The 16,480-nt window shown below is 41.8% G+C and carries 12 protein-coding genes and 2 riboswitches; of the genes, 1 reads left to right on the forward strand and 11 read right to left on the reverse strand.

What is annotated here, in order from left to right:
- A partial coding sequence (locus ACQCT8_RS17450; RefSeq protein ID WP_426873258.1) for a hypothetical protein occupies nt 1-274 on the forward strand: 274 nt, incomplete at its 5' end.
- A gap of 281 nt (nt 275-555) precedes the next feature.
- Here ACQCT8_RS17450 and ptsG read toward each other — a convergent pair.
- The 11 genes from ptsG to ACQCT8_RS17505 all read right to left on the reverse strand — a co-directional run bounded on the left by ptsG (nt 556) and on the right by ACQCT8_RS17505 (nt 16,336).
- Nucleotides 556-2,625 carry a glucose-specific PTS transporter subunit IIBC gene (gene ptsG, locus ACQCT8_RS17455; protein WP_426873260.1) on the reverse strand — a complete coding sequence of 690 codons (2,070 nt, stop codon included), beginning with the start codon at nt 2,623-2,625 and terminating at the stop codon, nt 556-558.
- Between the two features lie 166 nt (nt 2,626-2,791).
- Nucleotides 2,792-3,631 (reverse strand): glucose PTS transporter transcription antiterminator GlcT, encoded by an 840-nt coding sequence (glcT, locus tag ACQCT8_RS17460; RefSeq protein ID WP_426873261.1) that lies wholly within the window; start codon nt 3,629-3,631, stop codon nt 2,792-2,794.
- 124 nt (nt 3,632-3,755) lie between these two features.
- Complete coding sequence (locus ACQCT8_RS17465; protein ID WP_426873262.1) at nt 3,756-5,090, reverse strand: NCS2 family permease; 1,335 nt, start codon at nt 5,088-5,090, stop codon at nt 3,756-3,758.
- A 126-nt stretch (nt 5,091-5,216) separates the two neighbouring features.
- Nucleotides 5,217-5,318, reverse strand: a riboswitch (purine riboswitch).
- A gap of 81 nt (nt 5,319-5,399) precedes the next feature.
- Nucleotides 5,400-6,953 (reverse strand): glutamine-hydrolyzing GMP synthase, encoded by a 1,554-nt coding sequence (gene guaA / locus ACQCT8_RS17470; protein ID WP_426873263.1) that lies wholly within the window; start codon nt 6,951-6,953, stop codon nt 5,400-5,402.
- Between the two features lie 148 nt (nt 6,954-7,101).
- Nucleotides 7,102-7,203: riboswitch (purine riboswitch) on the reverse strand.
- 37 nt (nt 7,204-7,240) lie between these two features.
- On the reverse strand, nt 7,241-9,466 hold the full coding sequence (locus ACQCT8_RS17475; RefSeq protein WP_426873265.1) for a transglutaminase TgpA family protein: 2,226 nt from the start codon (nt 9,464-9,466) through the stop codon (nt 7,241-7,243).
- On the reverse strand, nt 9,463-10,686 hold the full coding sequence (locus ACQCT8_RS17480) for a DUF58 domain-containing protein (RefSeq protein ID WP_426873267.1): 1,224 nt from the start codon (nt 10,684-10,686) through the stop codon (nt 9,463-9,465). Before ACQCT8_RS17480 ends, ACQCT8_RS17475 begins: the two co-directional genes overlap by 4 nt.
- Nucleotides 10,686-11,630: an AAA family ATPase gene (locus ACQCT8_RS17485; RefSeq protein WP_426873269.1), complete on the reverse strand. Its 945-nt coding sequence runs from the start codon at nt 11,628-11,630 to the stop codon at nt 10,686-10,688. The genes ACQCT8_RS17480 and ACQCT8_RS17485 overlap by 1 nt, the downstream gene beginning before the upstream one ends.
- 357 nt (nt 11,631-11,987) lie before the next feature.
- Nucleotides 11,988-12,815 carry an ammonia-dependent NAD(+) synthetase gene (nadE, locus tag ACQCT8_RS17490; RefSeq protein WP_426873271.1) on the reverse strand — a complete coding sequence of 276 codons (828 nt, stop codon included), beginning with the start codon at nt 12,813-12,815 and terminating at the stop codon, nt 11,988-11,990.
- A gap of 35 nt (nt 12,816-12,850) precedes the next feature.
- Nucleotides 12,851-14,323: a nicotinate phosphoribosyltransferase gene (locus tag ACQCT8_RS17495; RefSeq protein WP_426873273.1), complete on the reverse strand. Its 1,473-nt coding sequence runs from the start codon at nt 14,321-14,323 to the stop codon at nt 12,851-12,853.
- 24 nt (nt 14,324-14,347) lie between these two features.
- Nucleotides 14,348-14,896, reverse strand: coding sequence for a cysteine hydrolase family protein (locus tag ACQCT8_RS17500; protein WP_426873275.1), 549 nt, complete (start codon nt 14,894-14,896; stop codon nt 14,348-14,350).
- A 120-nt stretch (nt 14,897-15,016) separates the two neighbouring features.
- Nucleotides 15,017-16,336 (reverse strand): short-chain fatty acid transporter, encoded by a 1,320-nt coding sequence (locus ACQCT8_RS17505; RefSeq protein WP_426873277.1) that lies wholly within the window; start codon nt 16,334-16,336, stop codon nt 15,017-15,019.
- Nucleotides 16,337-16,480: the final 144 nt, after the last annotated feature.

A 16,480-nucleotide genomic window follows, 5' to 3' on the forward strand; every position in this document is an offset into this window, starting at 1 on the left:
GCCAGCGTTCGTCCTGAGCCAGGATCAAACTCTCCGTAAAGTGTTTGATAAAGCTCATAGTGTTTCTTGTAAATCTTGTACTAACGTTGACGTTTTTGGTTGTTTAGTTTTCAAGGTTCAAGGTGTTTCGTTTGCGCCACTCTCTCAAGCGACTTTATTATCATATCATTCTCACGATATGTTTGTAAACACATTTTTAAAATTCTTTTTGATCCCCTTAAACAGTTACCCAAAAATGAGAAAACAAAAAGACCTTCATAATCTATTATCTTGAGTGCTCCATTACGAGAGCTTTATTAATTTACCACATCTCCTTTATCTTCGTCAATATTTTGGTAGTGGATTTATTATAATCTATTATTCAGAATATTGCAACTAAAAATCAATAATATTTTTATAATCTTCATAAGTCCATTGCTTTAAGCTTTCAAATAAGAAAAAAGATCTGAAAGTTTAACAGGTAGAGCGAAATAAACGAGTAGGAGCCTGAGACATATTTGTCCCAAGCTCCTCTACTTGTGCAATTCTATTTACATTACGATTATTTTCGAACTGCTAGCTAATTTCAATTATATCTGCATCACCCTTAGCGACGCTCTCTTTTATTACCTTTACTTCTTCTCCATTTACGAGATTCGTAAAGATAACCGGAGTCATTATGGAAGGAACTTTATCCGCAACTGATTCCAGGTCTACAGTCAAAAGCAAATCTCCAGCTTTGACAGTGTCGCCTTCACTCACATGTGTTTCAAAGCCTTCTCCATTTAATTTAACCGTGTCGATGCCGAAATGAATTAGGATTTCTCTGCCATTGTCAGACTCTATCCCAACAGCATGCTTTGTAGGCGATACATTAACGATTTTACCATTTACAGGCGAGTAAACTTCACCCGCTGATGGAATGATGGCAAAGCCGTCTCCCATCATTTTACCGGAGAATACCTGATCCGGAACTTCCGTTATAGATACTGCCCGTCCGGTCAATGGAGAAACAAAAGAATGAGATTGCTCTGCATTTTGAAGAGCTGCAGGAGACGTTTGCTCAATTTCTTTTTCCACTTCTTCTGAAGGGTTCACTTTAGCCGGCCTTGGAGATTTTCCTTCTATAATATCTTTCATTTGATGCTTCAAGCTATCTGAGCGGGGTCCAAAAATTGCCTGGACGTTGTTCCCGACTTCAAGTACACCAGCAGCACCCAATCTTTTTAGTTCTTTTTTGTCAACTTGTGATGGTTCGTTTACTTGAATACGGAGTCTCGTAATACAAGCATCAAGGTTTGAAATATTTGCAGATCCTCCGAATGCTTCTAAAATATCATAAGGCAAATCTGATTTCGAAGAAGCCGGTTTTGCTTCATCATTTCCATCTTCATCTACTTCTCTTCCCGGTGTAGCAAGATTAAATTTACGAATGGCAAACCTGAAACCGAAGTAATAGATTACCGCAAATACTGCTCCTACTGGAAGAACAAGCCACCAGTTTGTTTGCGGGTTCAGCGTTCCAAATAGAAGAAAATCTATCAATCCTCCGGAAAACGTCATCCCGATTTTCACATCTAAAAGATGCATCGTTAAAAACGATAGTCCGGCAAAAAGGGCATGGACAGCAAATAGAATAGGCGCTACAAATAAAAAGGCAAATTCGATTGGCTCTGTAATCCCAGTTAAGAAAGAAGTCAATGCAGCGGAACCCATGATCCCAGCCACAAGCTTTTTCTTTTCTTTACGCGCTTCATGATAAATCGCGAGTGCTGCAGCAGGAAGTCCAAACATCATGAAGGGATATTTTCCTGCCATAAAAGTACCCGCTGTTAAATCCTGTACGTTGTCTTTAATTTGAGCCTGGAAAATGTAGTTATCTCCCCGGATGGTTTCACCTGCATTATTCACATAGGATCCAAATTCAAACCAAAATGGGGTATAGAAAATATGATGAAGCCCAAAAGGTATTAATGCTCGTTCGATGACGCCGAAAACAAAGGCCGACAACGCCATATTGACGCTGAGTAAACTGTTTGAAAAGTAATTTAATGCATCCTGGATAGATGGCCACACCACCAGCATTAAAAGTCCCAAAATTACAGCTGAACCAGCCGTAGCGATAGGAACAAAACGTTTTCCTGCAAAGAATCCCAGGTACGTAGGTAATTCAATATCGTAAAATCGATTATACATATAAGCTGCAAGTGAGCCTACAATAATCCCGCCGAAAACCCCGCTCTGCAAAGTGGGAATACCAAGAACCAGTGCATTGGCAGGGTCCACGCTATCACCGGTAACCTGCTGAATATCAAGACCCAGCACAGTTCCCATCGTAGCATTCATGATCAGGTAACCTATAATTGCAGCGATCCCCGCTACCCCGTCTCCTCCAGCGAGACCGATTGCGACTCCTACAGCGAACAGCAGCGGAAGATTATCAAATACAATTCCTCCTGACTCTTCCATTACACTTGCGACTACTTCTATCCACCCTGCAGTTAGAAAAGGGGCGATATTAATCAAGGTATCATTTTGCAAAGCATTACCAAATGCAAGCAATAAACCGGCTGCCGGAAGTATTGCTACAGGAAGCATTAATGCCTTCCCGATTTTTTGCAAAGAACCAAAAAGTTTCTTAAACATACGGATCCTCCTAAATATTATTTTTGCTGATTAAGAGAAGACAAACAAAAAAGACATGAGCAGAGAAGTTCACGAAAATTAGACAAGCGCCAGGCGCCTATCCCCATTCATGTTCTTCTTTACTCATGCCTGATCGAATCAGTAACACGTAAAGAATAGTATACGATTATTTCATTTTGTTTTGAATTCGCTGCAGATGCATAGTCAGATAAACTGCTTCAGCTTCATATACAGGTTGTTTTAGTGTTTGCTGCATAATCTTAATCAGCTTCCACGAAAGATTATAGCATATGGGATATTCAGATTTCAACAAGGAAGCTATTTTTTCCGGTTCTTCTACTTTTTCTCCTCTCAACACCCTTTCAATAGTGTATCTTAAATGGCGGACCAGCCGCATATAATCAATACTCTCACGATCAATTTGCACGTCAAACTGCTGCTCAATGATTTGAATCAATTTGCCGATCATTTGAGAATGCGTATTAATTTCATGAATGTCGCGGTTGACCATTGCACTGTGAATATGGAGGGCGATAAAACCGATTTCTCCTTCAGGAAGATAGATATGAGCCCGTTCATTAAACAGCTTTACAACTTCCTTGGCAATTTCATATTCATAAGGGTACAATGCCTTAGTTTCAAGTAAAAAAGGGTTGGAGATTGCCATGCCCCTCATCAAACGATTTACCGCGAAAACGAGATGGTCTGTTAGTGCCACATGAATGTGTTCATTTAAAAAACCTTCTGTTCTCTCCCGGATCAATTCGATAGAGGAGATAATTACCTTCAGCAAATCTTCCTTTATATATGGCAGTAATTTTTTAAATTGCTCCTGCTCAGACTGATCGCGCAGAACAAATAGCTTTTCTACTTCAGATTGTTTAATCAAAGCGTTTACCTGGCGCTTAAACCCAATCCCTTTCCCAATCAGGACAACTTCTGCTTCCTGTTCACTCTGGGCAATCAGAACATTATTATTAAGTATTTTCTTTATTTTAAACGCCATCGAGCGGTCACTTCCCATTATAATAAATGATTTTCTGAAATACCGTAATAAAGGAACCATTTTATTCACAGTCATTCTCAGATCATTAAAAAAAGAAGCCGAGTTTGGCTTCTTTTTTAGCTTATTATGAAAGGAATAGGAAGTAAAGAATAAAGATTATAAATAATCCATACATAATTGGATGAATTTGCTTGGCTTTTCCGCTGACGATCATAGTAATCGGGTAGAAAATGAATCCGATAGCAATTCCGGTTGCAATGCTGTAAGTTAACGGCATTGTAATGATTGTCAGAAATGCAGGAACAGCAATTTCAAATCTGGTCCAGTCAATCTTTCCGAGTGCTGCAACCATCAGTACCCCTACAATAATCAAAGCAGGTGCAGTAACCGCACTTGTTATTACTTCAAGCAGCGGGAAAAAGAAGATGGATAAAACGAAAAGAACGGCAGTAACCACTGATGCAAAACCTGATCGGGCGCCTGCTGCCACACCTGAAGAGGACTCGATGTAAGAAGTGGTTGTTGATGTCCCCAGTACTGCACCAAAAACCGTTGCGGTCGAATCTGCAAATAAAGCTCGATTCGCACGAGGCAGCTTGTTATCTTTCATTAAACCTGCCTGATTAGTAACAGCGACCAGTGTACCTGCTGTATCAAAGAAATCGACGAAAAGAAAAGTCAGGACAACGACCAATATTTGCAGCGTAAACAGCTCACCCGGAGAAGAAAAAATCGGTTCAAGCGCTGCACCAAATGTAGGTGCAAGACTAGGAGCTGGTTCTATTATGCCGCTTGGAGTATTAATTAATCCGACCATCCATCCGACGATCGCTGTAATGACAAGCCCAAAGAAAATACCGCCTTTAATTTTACGGGTCATTAAAATAACCGTGATAAAAATACCAAAAACCGCTAGAAGTGTACTGCCTTGCGTGAGGTCACCTAAAGCAACCATTGTGTTTTCATCGCCTACAATAATTCCTGCATTTTGCATTCCTATAAAAGTAATAAAAAGTCCGATTCCGGCTCCTACAGCAAATTTCAGTTCTGCAGGAATAGCGTTAATTATTTTTTCTCTGACGCCGGTTAAAGTTAATACCATAAAAATAAGTCCTGATAATAAAACGCCTGTTAGGGCTGTCTCCCAAGGAATTCCTTGAGTAAGTACGACGGAGTAGGCAAAAAACGCATTCAGACCCATGCCCGGAGCAAGTGCAATTGGATATTTAGCAATAACACCCATCACAAGTGAGCCGATTGCAGCAGCTAGTGCTGTGGCAACAAATACTGCCCCATAATCCATGCGCAGGGCATCCGGAAGTCCCTCCACGTCCATTAATGTAAGAGTAATCGGATTAACTACCAAAATATACGCCATGGCAAGAAATGTAGTCAGTCCACCTATAAACTCTTGACGGTAGCTTGTTCCCAGTTCTTCAAATTGAAAATATTTCTTCATATTCTTTTCCCTCCAGCTAACGTTCTAGCCGTATAACGAAAAAAGCCCCCAAACGATAATGTCGTCTAGGGGCTGACTGTGTCGATAAGAATAATGAGCCTGCAGAAAGAAAGTTAGATACTCTGCATAGCTTATTCAATACCTCGTAGTCAAGCCATTTACGGTGGCTTGGTAGAAACTTTCGGGCCCTATTCCCGACGTTATACGACAAATGCTATTTAATTAATCTACATATATTGTAGCAACCTTCATCCGGAAGGTCAATATAAAATACGAACATTATTACCGTTAAGCGTTGTTAATATTCGCCTATTCCCATTCGATTGTGGAAGGCGGCTTGCTCGTTACATCATAGAGAACCCGATTGATTGAGTTGACCTCATTTACAAGGCGGACTGAGATTTTCTCCAGAACATCCCACGGAATACGCGCCCAGTCTGATGTCATGCCGTCGATAGACGTAACAGCGCGAATGCCGATCGCATAATCATACGTTCGTGCATCTCCCATTACACCTACACTTCTGATGTCAGGCAGCACAGTAAAGTATTGCCAGATGTCGCGGTCAAGACCTGCTTTTTTAATCTCTTCCCGCAGAATCCAATCTGATTCGCGCACAATTTCAAGCTTTTCATCGGAAATCTCACCAAGCACCCGGATCCCAAGACCAGGACCTGGGAATGGCTGACGCCACACGATATCATCAGGAATTCCAAGCTCGCTTCCCAGCACCCTGACTTCATCCTTAAACAATGTATTTAATGGTTCAATTAAGGAAAATTCCATATCCTCAGGCAAGCCGCCTACATTGTGGTGGGATTTTATCGTTTGAGCAGTGGCTGTTCCGCTTTCAATGATATCGGTGTACAGCGTTCCTTGTGCAAGGAAATCAAAGCCATCCAGTTTTTTGGCTTCATCATCAAACACATAAATAAATTCATTGCCGATGATTTTCCGCTTTTGTTCAGGATCTGATACACCTTTAAGCTTGGAAAGAAAACGCTCCTGCGCATCGATTTTGATCACATTCATATTAAAGCCATCTGCAAATGTCTTCATCACGCTGTCCGCTTCTCCTTTTCGAAGAAGTCCGTGATCGACAAACATACAGGTTAATTGATCTCCAATCGCTTTATGAATCAGCACCGCTACAACGGACGAATCCACACCCCCGCTTAATGCACAAAGAACTTTGCGGTCTCCTACTTCATTGCGGATTTTTTCGATTTCGATTTCAATATAATTTTCCATCGACCATTCGCCTTTACAGCCGCATGCATCAAATACAAAGTTTTTCAGCATGTCATTGCCATGAACAGAGTGGCGTACTTCGGGGTGGAATTGAACAGCAAACATCTTCTTGTCTTCATTGCTGATAGAAGCAATCGGACAGGAGGCGTTGGTCGCAACAACATCAAATGATTCAGGGGCTTCCACTACCAAATCGCCGTGGCTCATCCATACAAGCTGATTAACTGGAAGACCTTTAAACAATCCTTTTGCTTCCTGAACATTGATTTCTGCTTTTCCATACTCACGATTTCTTGCTTTTTCCACTTTTCCGCCAAAGTGCATCGTCATAAGCTGCATGCCGTAGCAGATGCCGAGAACAGGTATTCCAAGGTCAAATATACGTTCATCTGCCCGGAATGAATTCTCATCATAAACCGAATTAGGACCACCCGAAAGGATGATGCCTGACGGATTCATTTCTTTTATTTCTTCAGCTGTTAATGTATGAGGATGCAGCTCACTGTAAACACCAAATTCACGAATCCTGCGTGTAATTAATTGATTGTATTGACTGCCGAAATCCAGTACAACAATCATTTCCTGATTAAGCAATTCTTCCTTACCTAGCATCATGTCACCTCATAGGATTATAGTTTATTTTAAAAACAGAATAGAAAAAAGAACGCATGCGTGAAAAAGAGCAGGTTCTTTTTCCCTTCAGCGTTCTTTTGTTCTTAAAAGGCGGCCTTATGCCAAAGAGAGTCAAATTTCGACACTTATGCAAAAAGACCACCTTCATAGTCAAATCATTTAAGGTGATTTGGTAGAAACATTCGAACCGTATTATCGAACATATATGAAGGGGTATATTCTGTTTCTCTTAATTTTTATCATTTTAACGCCTGTCAGGACGGCGGTCAACCGGTTGTACGTTTAATTAAATTTTCCCACAATTCACGCATATCCTGCCATTTCTCCTGCTGCCCTTCTTTTCTATACAAAATGCGTTCATATTGAGAAGTTAAATGACTCATTTCTTTCGTATTGAAAAAACGGTCGACTTCTTTTGCATAGGCTCTTAGGGTCTGGTCTTCATTTCTTTTTAATCCAAAACGATGAAGCTGCTTCAGCAGTGACATATAAGCCTTAGTGAATGTTTCATCATCTTTTTTTACAGTGTAGTACAGGATCAGCAGTCTCGGCAGCCACCGAAAACGCATCCGGTATAACAGAATTCCGAGTAATAAATTGGCCGCACCTGATACGATCACAATTCCTATATTTTCCGAAAGGGCAGTTTGAACCCTCTGCCAGAAAGAAGCTGCCGGACTGCCATTTTCATCAGCAGTCTCTTCATCCGTTACTTCTTCATCCTGAATAGGTGCCGGGGTTTCTTCATTTTCTTCTTCTTCCGGCACTGGTGTTTCTTCCTGATCATTTTCTTCAGTATCAGTGGTCAAATCGTAATCCACAGAAACATTATTCGTGAATCCAATGGTAGGTTCAAATGGCACCCATCCTAGAGAAGGGAAATACACCTCAACCCATGAATGAGCATTATTGTTTGTTACTTCATATTCATTTAACCCATCATCCGTTTGGCCAACCACTTCTCCGCCTGTATAGCCTTTTACCCAGCGCGCAGGAATATCAACCGATCGCAGCAGGACGACCATAGAGGTAGAAAAATTATCGCAGTAGCCTCGCTGCGTCTCAAATAAAAATTGATCTACGTAATCCTCCCCCTCCCCTGGGACAGGAATGTCCGACTGGTCGTAGGTAAAGGCGTTTTGAGAAAAATAACTTTCTACAGCATTGGCTTTGTCATACCAGTTGTCGTGGTCCGCTGTGATTTCTTCGGCAAGTTCAGAAACCCGTTCCGGCAATTCATCTGGCAGCTGCAAATACTGATCCATTTCGCCTGTTCCTTCCAGGTCGCCAAGGTCAGTCGTTTCACGCAGCGCTGTAAGGCTGTATTGCGGCTCTTTATACGTCCATTCATAGGACTCAAGTCCGGTTTCTTCTTCACCGGAAAATGAAGTGATTTTTTCATTTGCTAAATCATAGATAAATTCATCCGCATCTCCGCTTTCAAGCCTTACAGGGTGATAGGGATAGACAAGATGATTGTATTCCAGACTAATATCCAGAGCAGCTGTTACTTCCTCAGACTCCTCATTGATTCTGGACAGACGGAAGGGTACTTCTTCTTCTAACCCAAATCCGGGTCCTTCTCCTGTTATGGATGCAGAATTTTCCCATCCTTTACCGGTATAGACGTCTTTCATCTCAATTCGCCAGTACTGAGAGTCCTCCGTTACGACATCAAAAACTTTCGTGTCATCCCCGATAAAAGACCCGCCAAGAGAAGAATCATCCACGCCGTAGCCTAACCGGTTAACGCCTGATCCAGAACCCGACCCATCAGAAAAGGATTGGATAAATGGGACGGGATCCGGCCAGATCGGTTCAGCCTTTGGCGCAGCGTATGCAGCCACAGAGCTGAATGCCACCATTATCACCAGGGGTATAATCCACTTTTGAATCTGATGCGAAGACTGGCTTAAACGCTCCTGGTCCAACAAGCGCTGAAGAGTCAGCAGTCCCATTAATACAAACCCAATTAATATAATTCTTATAATAGAATACTGTCCATCGTAAGGGCTGAATGTATCCAGAAGAGCAACGTAAAAAACAGTAAAAACATAGAATAAAAACAATTGCTTGCGTACAGCAATCCAGTAATGAAGCAAATAAGCAGTAAGCCACAGCAAAACAAAAAATAAGAGACTGCGATACACATTGCTCACTGCATTCCAATCCTGCTGAACCGTTAAAATGAGACTTTCCCAAATTGAAACGGCAAAAGCCGGCAGCCAGGTGCTGACTTCCAGAAAAGAGACATCAAAATACAAACGCTGAAGGACGATGAAGATAAACAAGATCTTCACAATTCCTGACAGCTTCCAGTTGACGCCGAGAAAATGCAGCCCCAGGGAAAGACCTGCAAAAAGCACAAAATAAAAGACAAAGCTTGTATCTGTTAATTGCTCAACAGGCCGAAGCCACTCCCATAAAAGAAAAAAGCTTAAGACATACAGCACGAGGGATAAACTCTTATTCCACCCAGAAGATTTACTCATGCCTGTTTCACCTCCGCAAAAACAGTTGAAAAATGTCCTGCAAAGCAGTCTCTTACCAGAATTCCTTTGGAAGAAGCCAGCGCTTTTACTTGCTGTTCATCACTGTTATTTGTTTTATTTTTCGCATCCTTCACAAGAAACACAGCTACTGCGCTGTTGTTTCTCGAATAGTCGTGAAGCTGCTGTATAAGTTCACGAGTCAAGGAAGAAGTAACCACTAATAAAACAACTGATTGAGACATTCTGCTAATCTCTTTTTTTATTGCGTCATTAAATGGTGCTTCACTATCCGCTTGAACTTTGGCGAGCTGATAATCGATCTGCCGCTGATGGTGATCACCATTTTTAACGGGAACCCGCTGAACCGTATTTCCCGATGAAATATATCCGGCCTGCGCACCCTTTTTTAATACTGCCCTGCTTAATGAAGCAGTAAAAGAAACAAGATCCTCAAATAGAGGGGCAGGTGTACGATCCAAAATTAAACATACGTCATGGGACTTTCTTTCCTCAAACTCTTTTGTCATTAAATCATTTGTCCGAGCAAATGATTTCCAGTGAATCCATGACACCCGGTCACCTGGCTGATATTCTCTTAAACCCGTAGCCATGGTCGTATCCCGTTGAATTTTCACATCCGTTGAAGCAACACCTTGATCATATTGCACCTGAATCGGCTGGTAGGTCATCTGGACGTAGGATGGGTATACTAAAATCGTATCTGCTGCCTCTATCCTTTTTGACTTTTGGAAGATTCCTAAAAAATCTCCTGTTTTCAAATCAGTGCTCGTAAAATGGTGTTCTCCCCGAGGCAGATTTTCAAATTCGTATTGGAGTTTAATGGATTGTTTAAACCCTGGATAAATAAGCTTTTTCACCTGGGAAATCTCAGCAGTTGAAAAGAAACTGGTGGACACCTGATCTTCTACGACTAAATAGAAAAGGGGGATGGGGAATTTTCTATTAAGCTGAATCGTTACAGTAACGCGGGACCCTGCTTTTAATTCCTCAGATTGGATGCTTCGCGTTACGTTAAAGTCGCTTAACGGGTAGAGCATAATGAGGAACGAATACAAAGAAAAGGGTAAAAAGCTGTAAAATAAAAACCAGCTGACAAATCCACCTTGAAACATGGCATAGGAAAATGTTCCTGCAAGGAGCAATAATAAGAGAAGCACTTTACTGATTTCCTGCAGACTGTTCCATAATTTTTTCATCATTACTTCACAAGCCTTTGTACCGGCACACGCGTTCGCGCTACAATCCGTTCAATAACATCCTCAGGCTGGATTCCTTCATATTTTGCTTCCGATTTTAAGATAATGCGGTGGGAAAAAATATAAGAAGCCAGGAATTGCACATCATCAGGCACTACGTAATCTCTTCCATGAAGCATCGCATACGCTTGACACGCTTTCATCAGCGCTATCGAGCCCCGTGGGGATGCACCGAGGTAGACATTTGCATGTGAACGGGTTTTTCCGGCAAGATCAACAATATAACTCTTAATCGTATCATCCACGACGATTTCTCTTACTTCCCGCTGGAGCTGCTTTAATTCCTCAAGGGAGATGACAGGCTGGAGCTCGTCAATAGGAGGTGCATGCTGAAGGCGGTTCAGTACTTCCATCTCTTCTTCAGCTGTTGGATAACCCATTTTCATTTTTAATAAAAACCGGTCTAATTGAGCTTCCGGGAGGGGGTATGTACCCTCATACTCGATCGGGTTTTGAGTAGCCATTACAAAAAATGGTTTTTCAAGCACACGGGTCACGCCATCTACCGTGACGCTTCCTTCTTCCATTCCTTCTAACAAGGCAGATTGTGTTTTTGGGGAGGTGCGGTTAATCTCATCTGCTAAAATAATATTCCCCATGATCGGTCCGCCTCTGAATTGAAATTCCATTTCTTTCGGGTTGTAAATCGAGACGCCAATAACGTCAGATGGCAGCAAATCCGGTGTGAATTGAATTCTTGTAAAGTTTGCCCCAACGGACTTTGCCAATGCTCGCACCATCATAGTCTTGCCCACGCCAGGCACATCTTCAAGCAGTATATGACCCTGCGCCAGCAAAGCCACAACACTCAATTCAGCCACATTTCTTTTTCCAATCATGACACGTTCAATATTTTGCAAAATAATTTCCAGTTTCGGATGATACATTCAATTCCCTCCCGCCAGGTTCTGTAAAAGACTCTATTCTAGTAAATCATTGATTTATGTGATGAATACTTTCAATATACGCTATTTTTAGAATATAAGAAATACGTCAGGCTTACAAATGATATGAAAGTCGAATATGGCACTGAATTATTTTTAAAAATTGACCTATATCCCAGAAGAAAGACGTTCGTTTAATGCTTGATAAAAAAGCTCCCTCTTTCAAAAAAAGCCTGATTGAAGAGGTGAATTCCCCCGTTCAATCAGGCAGTTTTGGTGTTCAATGGGAAGTTATGAACAACAAAAGGGGATATCCCAATCATTGCCTATAACTCCATTATTTAATCCGTTTTACAAAAATCATTTCCAAAAATCATCAAAGATCGTGACCGGAAGATGCCGTTTATGCTGAGTCGTTAGATAATGCTTTTCAATCGTTTTTCTGGCCTCTTCACTTACCTCTCTGTTTTCAAGGTAGTCATCAATTTCTTCATACGTTACACCAAGTGCTTCTTCATCGGTAAGCATCGGACGATCGCTCTCAAGATCCGCAGTCGGCTGCTTCTTATAAAGATGCTCAGGGCAGCCGAGTTCTTTTAACAGCTGCTTGCCCTGACGCTTATTCAAGCGGAACAATGGCAGAACGTCTGCTCCGCCGTCACCGAATTTAGTGTAAAATCCGGTGATGGCTTCAGCTGGATGGTCAGTGCCAAGCACTACTGCCTTGCGGACGGCTGCAATTGAATACTGCACCTTCATTCGCTCACGTGCCTTTTCGTTCCCTTTTATAAAATCTGAAATTTCTATACCCGCCTTTTCAAGTGAAGCGTCGCTAGCATCCACTGCAGGCTTAATATCAACGATTACAATATCCTCTGCTTCAATAAAAGAAAGGGCATCCTGACAGTCCTGCTCGTCTTCCTGCTTACCATATGGCAAACGAACAGCTGTAAATGAGTAGGTTTTCTCTCCAGCTTCGTCATTTAATTCATTGACTGCCATTTGAGCCAGTTTACCTGCTAAAGTGGAGTCCTGTCCGCCTGAGATACCAAGCACAAATCCTTTTAAAAATGAATGCTTTTGCAAATATTCCTTTAAGAAATCAATGCTTTTACGGATTTCTTCCTGTGGATTGATTTGCTGCTGAACACTCATTTCTTCTACAATTTTTTGCTGTAATGATGCCATTTCCAATCACCTCAACGTAGTATTTGTTCGAAGTATCACGCTCTTGGAGCCGCGTTTCGTATGGACTGTTTAACTTCCTGAATGTTTCGCATCTTGTTATCCCAGCACTTCTGGCTTAGATCGACAGGATACTCTTCAGGATTCATTGACCGCTTGTACTCATCCCAAAGAAGCTCCAGGTTCACCTTTACATATTCTTTAATTTCTTCGATTGGAGGGGTGGTGTAACAAGGCTCCCCGTTCTCATACACGACCTGATGCAGGTCACGCGCTTCGAAGTTGGTTACAAATTTTGTAACGAAAGTATGGACTGGGTGAAACATTTTTAAATGATCTTCTTCCTGAGGGTTTTCCCCCTCCAGCGTAATATAATCCCCTTCGGATTTATTATTTAGCTTGTTTATAATACGATACACCCGCTTGATCCCCGGTGTAGTCACTTTTTCCGCATTGCTTGAAATTTTTATTGTATCCACCATTTTGCCATGTTCATCTTCAATGGAGACGAGTTTGTATACCCCTCCGAGCGCGGGCTGGTCATAAGCGGTGATCAGCTTGGTGCCAATTCCCCAGATGTCCACTACAGCTCCCTGTGCTTTTAAATTTAAGATGGTGTACTCATCTAAATCATTTGAAGCAATAATTTTTGTATCTGTAAATCCTGCTTCATCCAGCATTCTTCTCGTTTCTTTTGATAAATAAGCGATATCACCGCTGTCAAGACGAACGCCTGCAAAGTTAATTTCATCACCCAGTTCCTCCGCTACCTTAATAGCCATTGGAACTCCCGACTTTAATGTGTTATACGTATCCACTAAAAATACACAGTCTTTATGCCGCCTGGCGTATTTTTTAAAAGCAGTATATTCGTCCTTGTAAGCCTGCACCATGGCATGAGAATGAGTTCCTGCGACTGGAAGGCCAAAAATTTTACCCGCACGCACATTGCTCGTTGCATCAAATCCCCCGATATAAGCTGCTCTGGTTCCCCAGATGGCGGCATCCATTTCATGGGCGCGTCTGGTCCCAAACTCCATGACCGTTTCTTCTTTAACAACCTGTTTAATACGGGAAGCTTTAGAGGCAATGAGCGTCTGATAATTCACGATGTTCAGCAGTGCTGTTTCGACAAGCTGTGCTTCAATAATCGGCGCTTCGATTCTCATAATCGGCTCATTCGCAAAAACCAGCTCGCCTTCCTGCATCGAGCGCACCGTACCGGTAAAGCGAATATCACGCAGATACGAGATAAAATCCTTTTGGTAGCCAAGTTCATTTTCCAGGTATTCAAGGTCACTTTCTGTGAATTTAAACTCATTTAAATACTTCAGGCATCTTTCAAGGCCTGCAAATATAGCATAGCCATTGCCAAAAGGTAGTGTCCGGAAGAAAAGCTCAAATACAGCTTTTCTCTCGTGCATTCCATCTTCCCAGTAGGTTTCAGCCATGTTGATTTGATATAAATCAGTATGTAACATCAAACTGTCGTCTTGAAAATCCCTTGTCATTTACATTAGCTCCTTCATTACGTCTTAAACCACAGCCGCTCCAAGCGTTAAAGCAAAATGCTGTAACGACCACTCATGCCCAGCCGGATTAAAGCTTGCGACCGCTTCTTTATGGACTACAATTTTAAATCCTTTATTATACGCATCCACTGCTGTATGCAGGACGCAGATATCGGTGCAAACACCAGCTAAATGCACTTCTTCAATCTGACGCTCCCTCAATTTTTGCTCAAGATTCGTTCCAGCAAAAGCACTATACCTCGTTTTGTCGATATAAAGGACATTTTTGTTATCTTGAATCATATCATACAGAGGCTGAAGTGCACCATATAATCCCCTTCCTTGGGTACCTCTTATATTATGAGCCGGGAAAAGGGCGGTTTCAGGATGATGATGGTCTTCCTGTTCATGCAGATCAATCGCAAAAACGATATAATTTCCATCGTCATAAAACTGCTTCGTCAGCGCTGTAATTTTCCCTTCTATCTCCTGACCCGGTCTGCCGCAAGTCAAAGCTCCATTCTCTGCTACAAAATCGTTTGTGTAATCAATGTTTATCAATGCTTTTTTCAACTTAATCCCTCCAGCCAGCTGACATTTGCATTTATTTTACCCGCACTCCTCTTCCAACACAAGCCGCTGCCTTTCTTTGCAGGCCCGAGCATGCTGAGGCTGATCTTGACATTGAAGATTCTATAAAAATAATAGTCCTGCTCCGATAATGACTCCGCTGACAAATAAAACAATTAAACAAAATCCCATGATGTCTTTTGCTTTTAGACCTGCTATTGCCAGTGCGGGAAGTGCCCAGAACGGCTGAATCATATTTGTCCACGCATCTCCCCATGCCACAGCCATTGCTACTTTGCCCGGATCGGAACCAAGCGTTTGTGCCGCATCCAGCATAATAGGCGCCTGCACAGCCCATTGTCCTCCACCTGAAGGAACAAAAAAGTTCACTATCCCTGCACTTAAAAAAGCAAAGAGCGGAAAAGTGGTTTCAGTTGAGATATTCACAAATGCTTCAGACATCAAAGCAGCTAAGCCTGAGGCTGTCATCATTCCCATAATCCCTGCATAAAAAGGAAATTGAATAATAATTCCTCCAGCACCTTTAACTGCATTTTGCACCGCAGCCAGATAATTTCTCGGATTGCCGTGAAAAAGAATACCCAAAAACAAAAAGAGGAAATTCACAAGGTCAAGCGTTAATGCAAAGCCATTTTGAACAAAATAGTAGACCAGATAAGAAATTCCAAGCACTCCTATAATAACGGACAATAACGGGCTGTTTTCCAGCTTCTCAGCCGGTGTGAGAGCAGCAGATGCAGCTGTTTCATCCAGTGTCTCTTCCTCCAGCATCTCCGGCTTCACGGTAACCGTTTCTTCTTTTTTGGGCATCATTAACACGTTTAATAAGGGTAAAACAGCTACAAGAACAAGAACGATTAAAACATTATAAGCAGCAAAGATCGTCTCGCTTGTTGGGATTATGCCGATCTGATCTATAAATGGATGTCCATCTGTTGCGATGGACAGTGGAATGGAGCCCGAAAAACCGGCATGCCAGATAATAAAACCTGAGTAAGCACTGGCAATTAATAGTCTGTAATCCACTCTTTCCACTCTTTTAGCAAGCTCTTTGGCAAAGAGCGCTCCAATGACCAGCCCGAAACCCCAGTTGATCCAGCTTGCGGCAAGAGACACCAGCGTTACCCAGATAATTGCACTACCAGGAGATTTAGCGTAATCTGCAAGCTTGCCCAGTCCTTTTTTAAATATTGGTGAGCTCGCTAAAACAAAACCTGTTACCAGCACAAGAACCATTTGCATGGAAAACGCTAAAAGCCCCCAAAAACCCTCTCCCCAATACCCGACCATTTCAACAGGTGAGGATCCAGTCAATACTAACCCAAACCCAAAGACTACAAGCGTTAAAATAAGGACAAACAAAAAAGGATCCGGTAGATATTTTTCCATTATAGAATTTGAAAATCGTATAATCCGTTTCAATTCATCTCCTCCTTTTCATCTTACCTACACCTTTCGACAAAAAAGAATGAAAACCTTTTCATTTTTAGATTTATCTGTATTATGATTCTTCAAAAAACTATAAAAAGGCTGGACCCATTAGTCTCAACCTCTTTACACTATTCT

The sequence above is a fragment of the Jeotgalibacillus proteolyticus genome, assembly GCF_050107735.1.
GTDB classification, from domain to species: domain Bacteria; phylum Bacillota; class Bacilli; order Bacillales; family Jeotgalibacillaceae; genus Jeotgalibacillus; species Jeotgalibacillus proteolyticus_A.

Coding starts and splice junctions, on each gene's coding strand:
- ACQCT8_RS17465 (WP_426873262.1), bottom strand. CDS start 5,090: ATGAAGAAATATTTTCAATTTGAAGAACTGGGAACAAGCTACCGTCAA.
- nadE (WP_426873271.1), bottom strand. CDS start 12,815: ATGGCATCATTACAGCAAAAAATTGTAGAAGAAATGAGTGTTCAGCAG.
- guaA (WP_426873263.1), bottom strand. CDS start 6,953: ATGCTAGGTAAGGAAGAATTGCTTAATCAGGAAATGATTGTTGTACTG.
- ACQCT8_RS17475 (WP_426873265.1), bottom strand. CDS start 9,466: ATGAGTAAATCTTCTGGGTGGAATAAGAGTTTATCCCTCGTGCTGTAT.
- ACQCT8_RS17495 (WP_426873273.1), bottom strand. CDS start 14,323: ATGACAAGGGATTTTCAAGACGACAGTTTGATGTTACATACTGATTTA.
- ACQCT8_RS17480 (WP_426873267.1), bottom strand. CDS start 10,686: ATGATGAAAAAATTATGGAACAGTCTGCAGGAAATCAGTAAAGTGCTT.
- glcT (WP_426873261.1), bottom strand. CDS start 3,631: ATGGCGTTTAAAATAAAGAAAATACTTAATAATAATGTTCTGATTGCC.
- ACQCT8_RS17485 (WP_426873269.1), bottom strand. CDS start 11,630: ATGTATCATCCGAAACTGGAAATTATTTTGCAAAATATTGAACGTGTC.
- ptsG (WP_426873260.1), bottom strand. CDS start 2,625: ATGTTTAAGAAACTTTTTGGTTCTTTGCAAAAAATCGGGAAGGCATTA.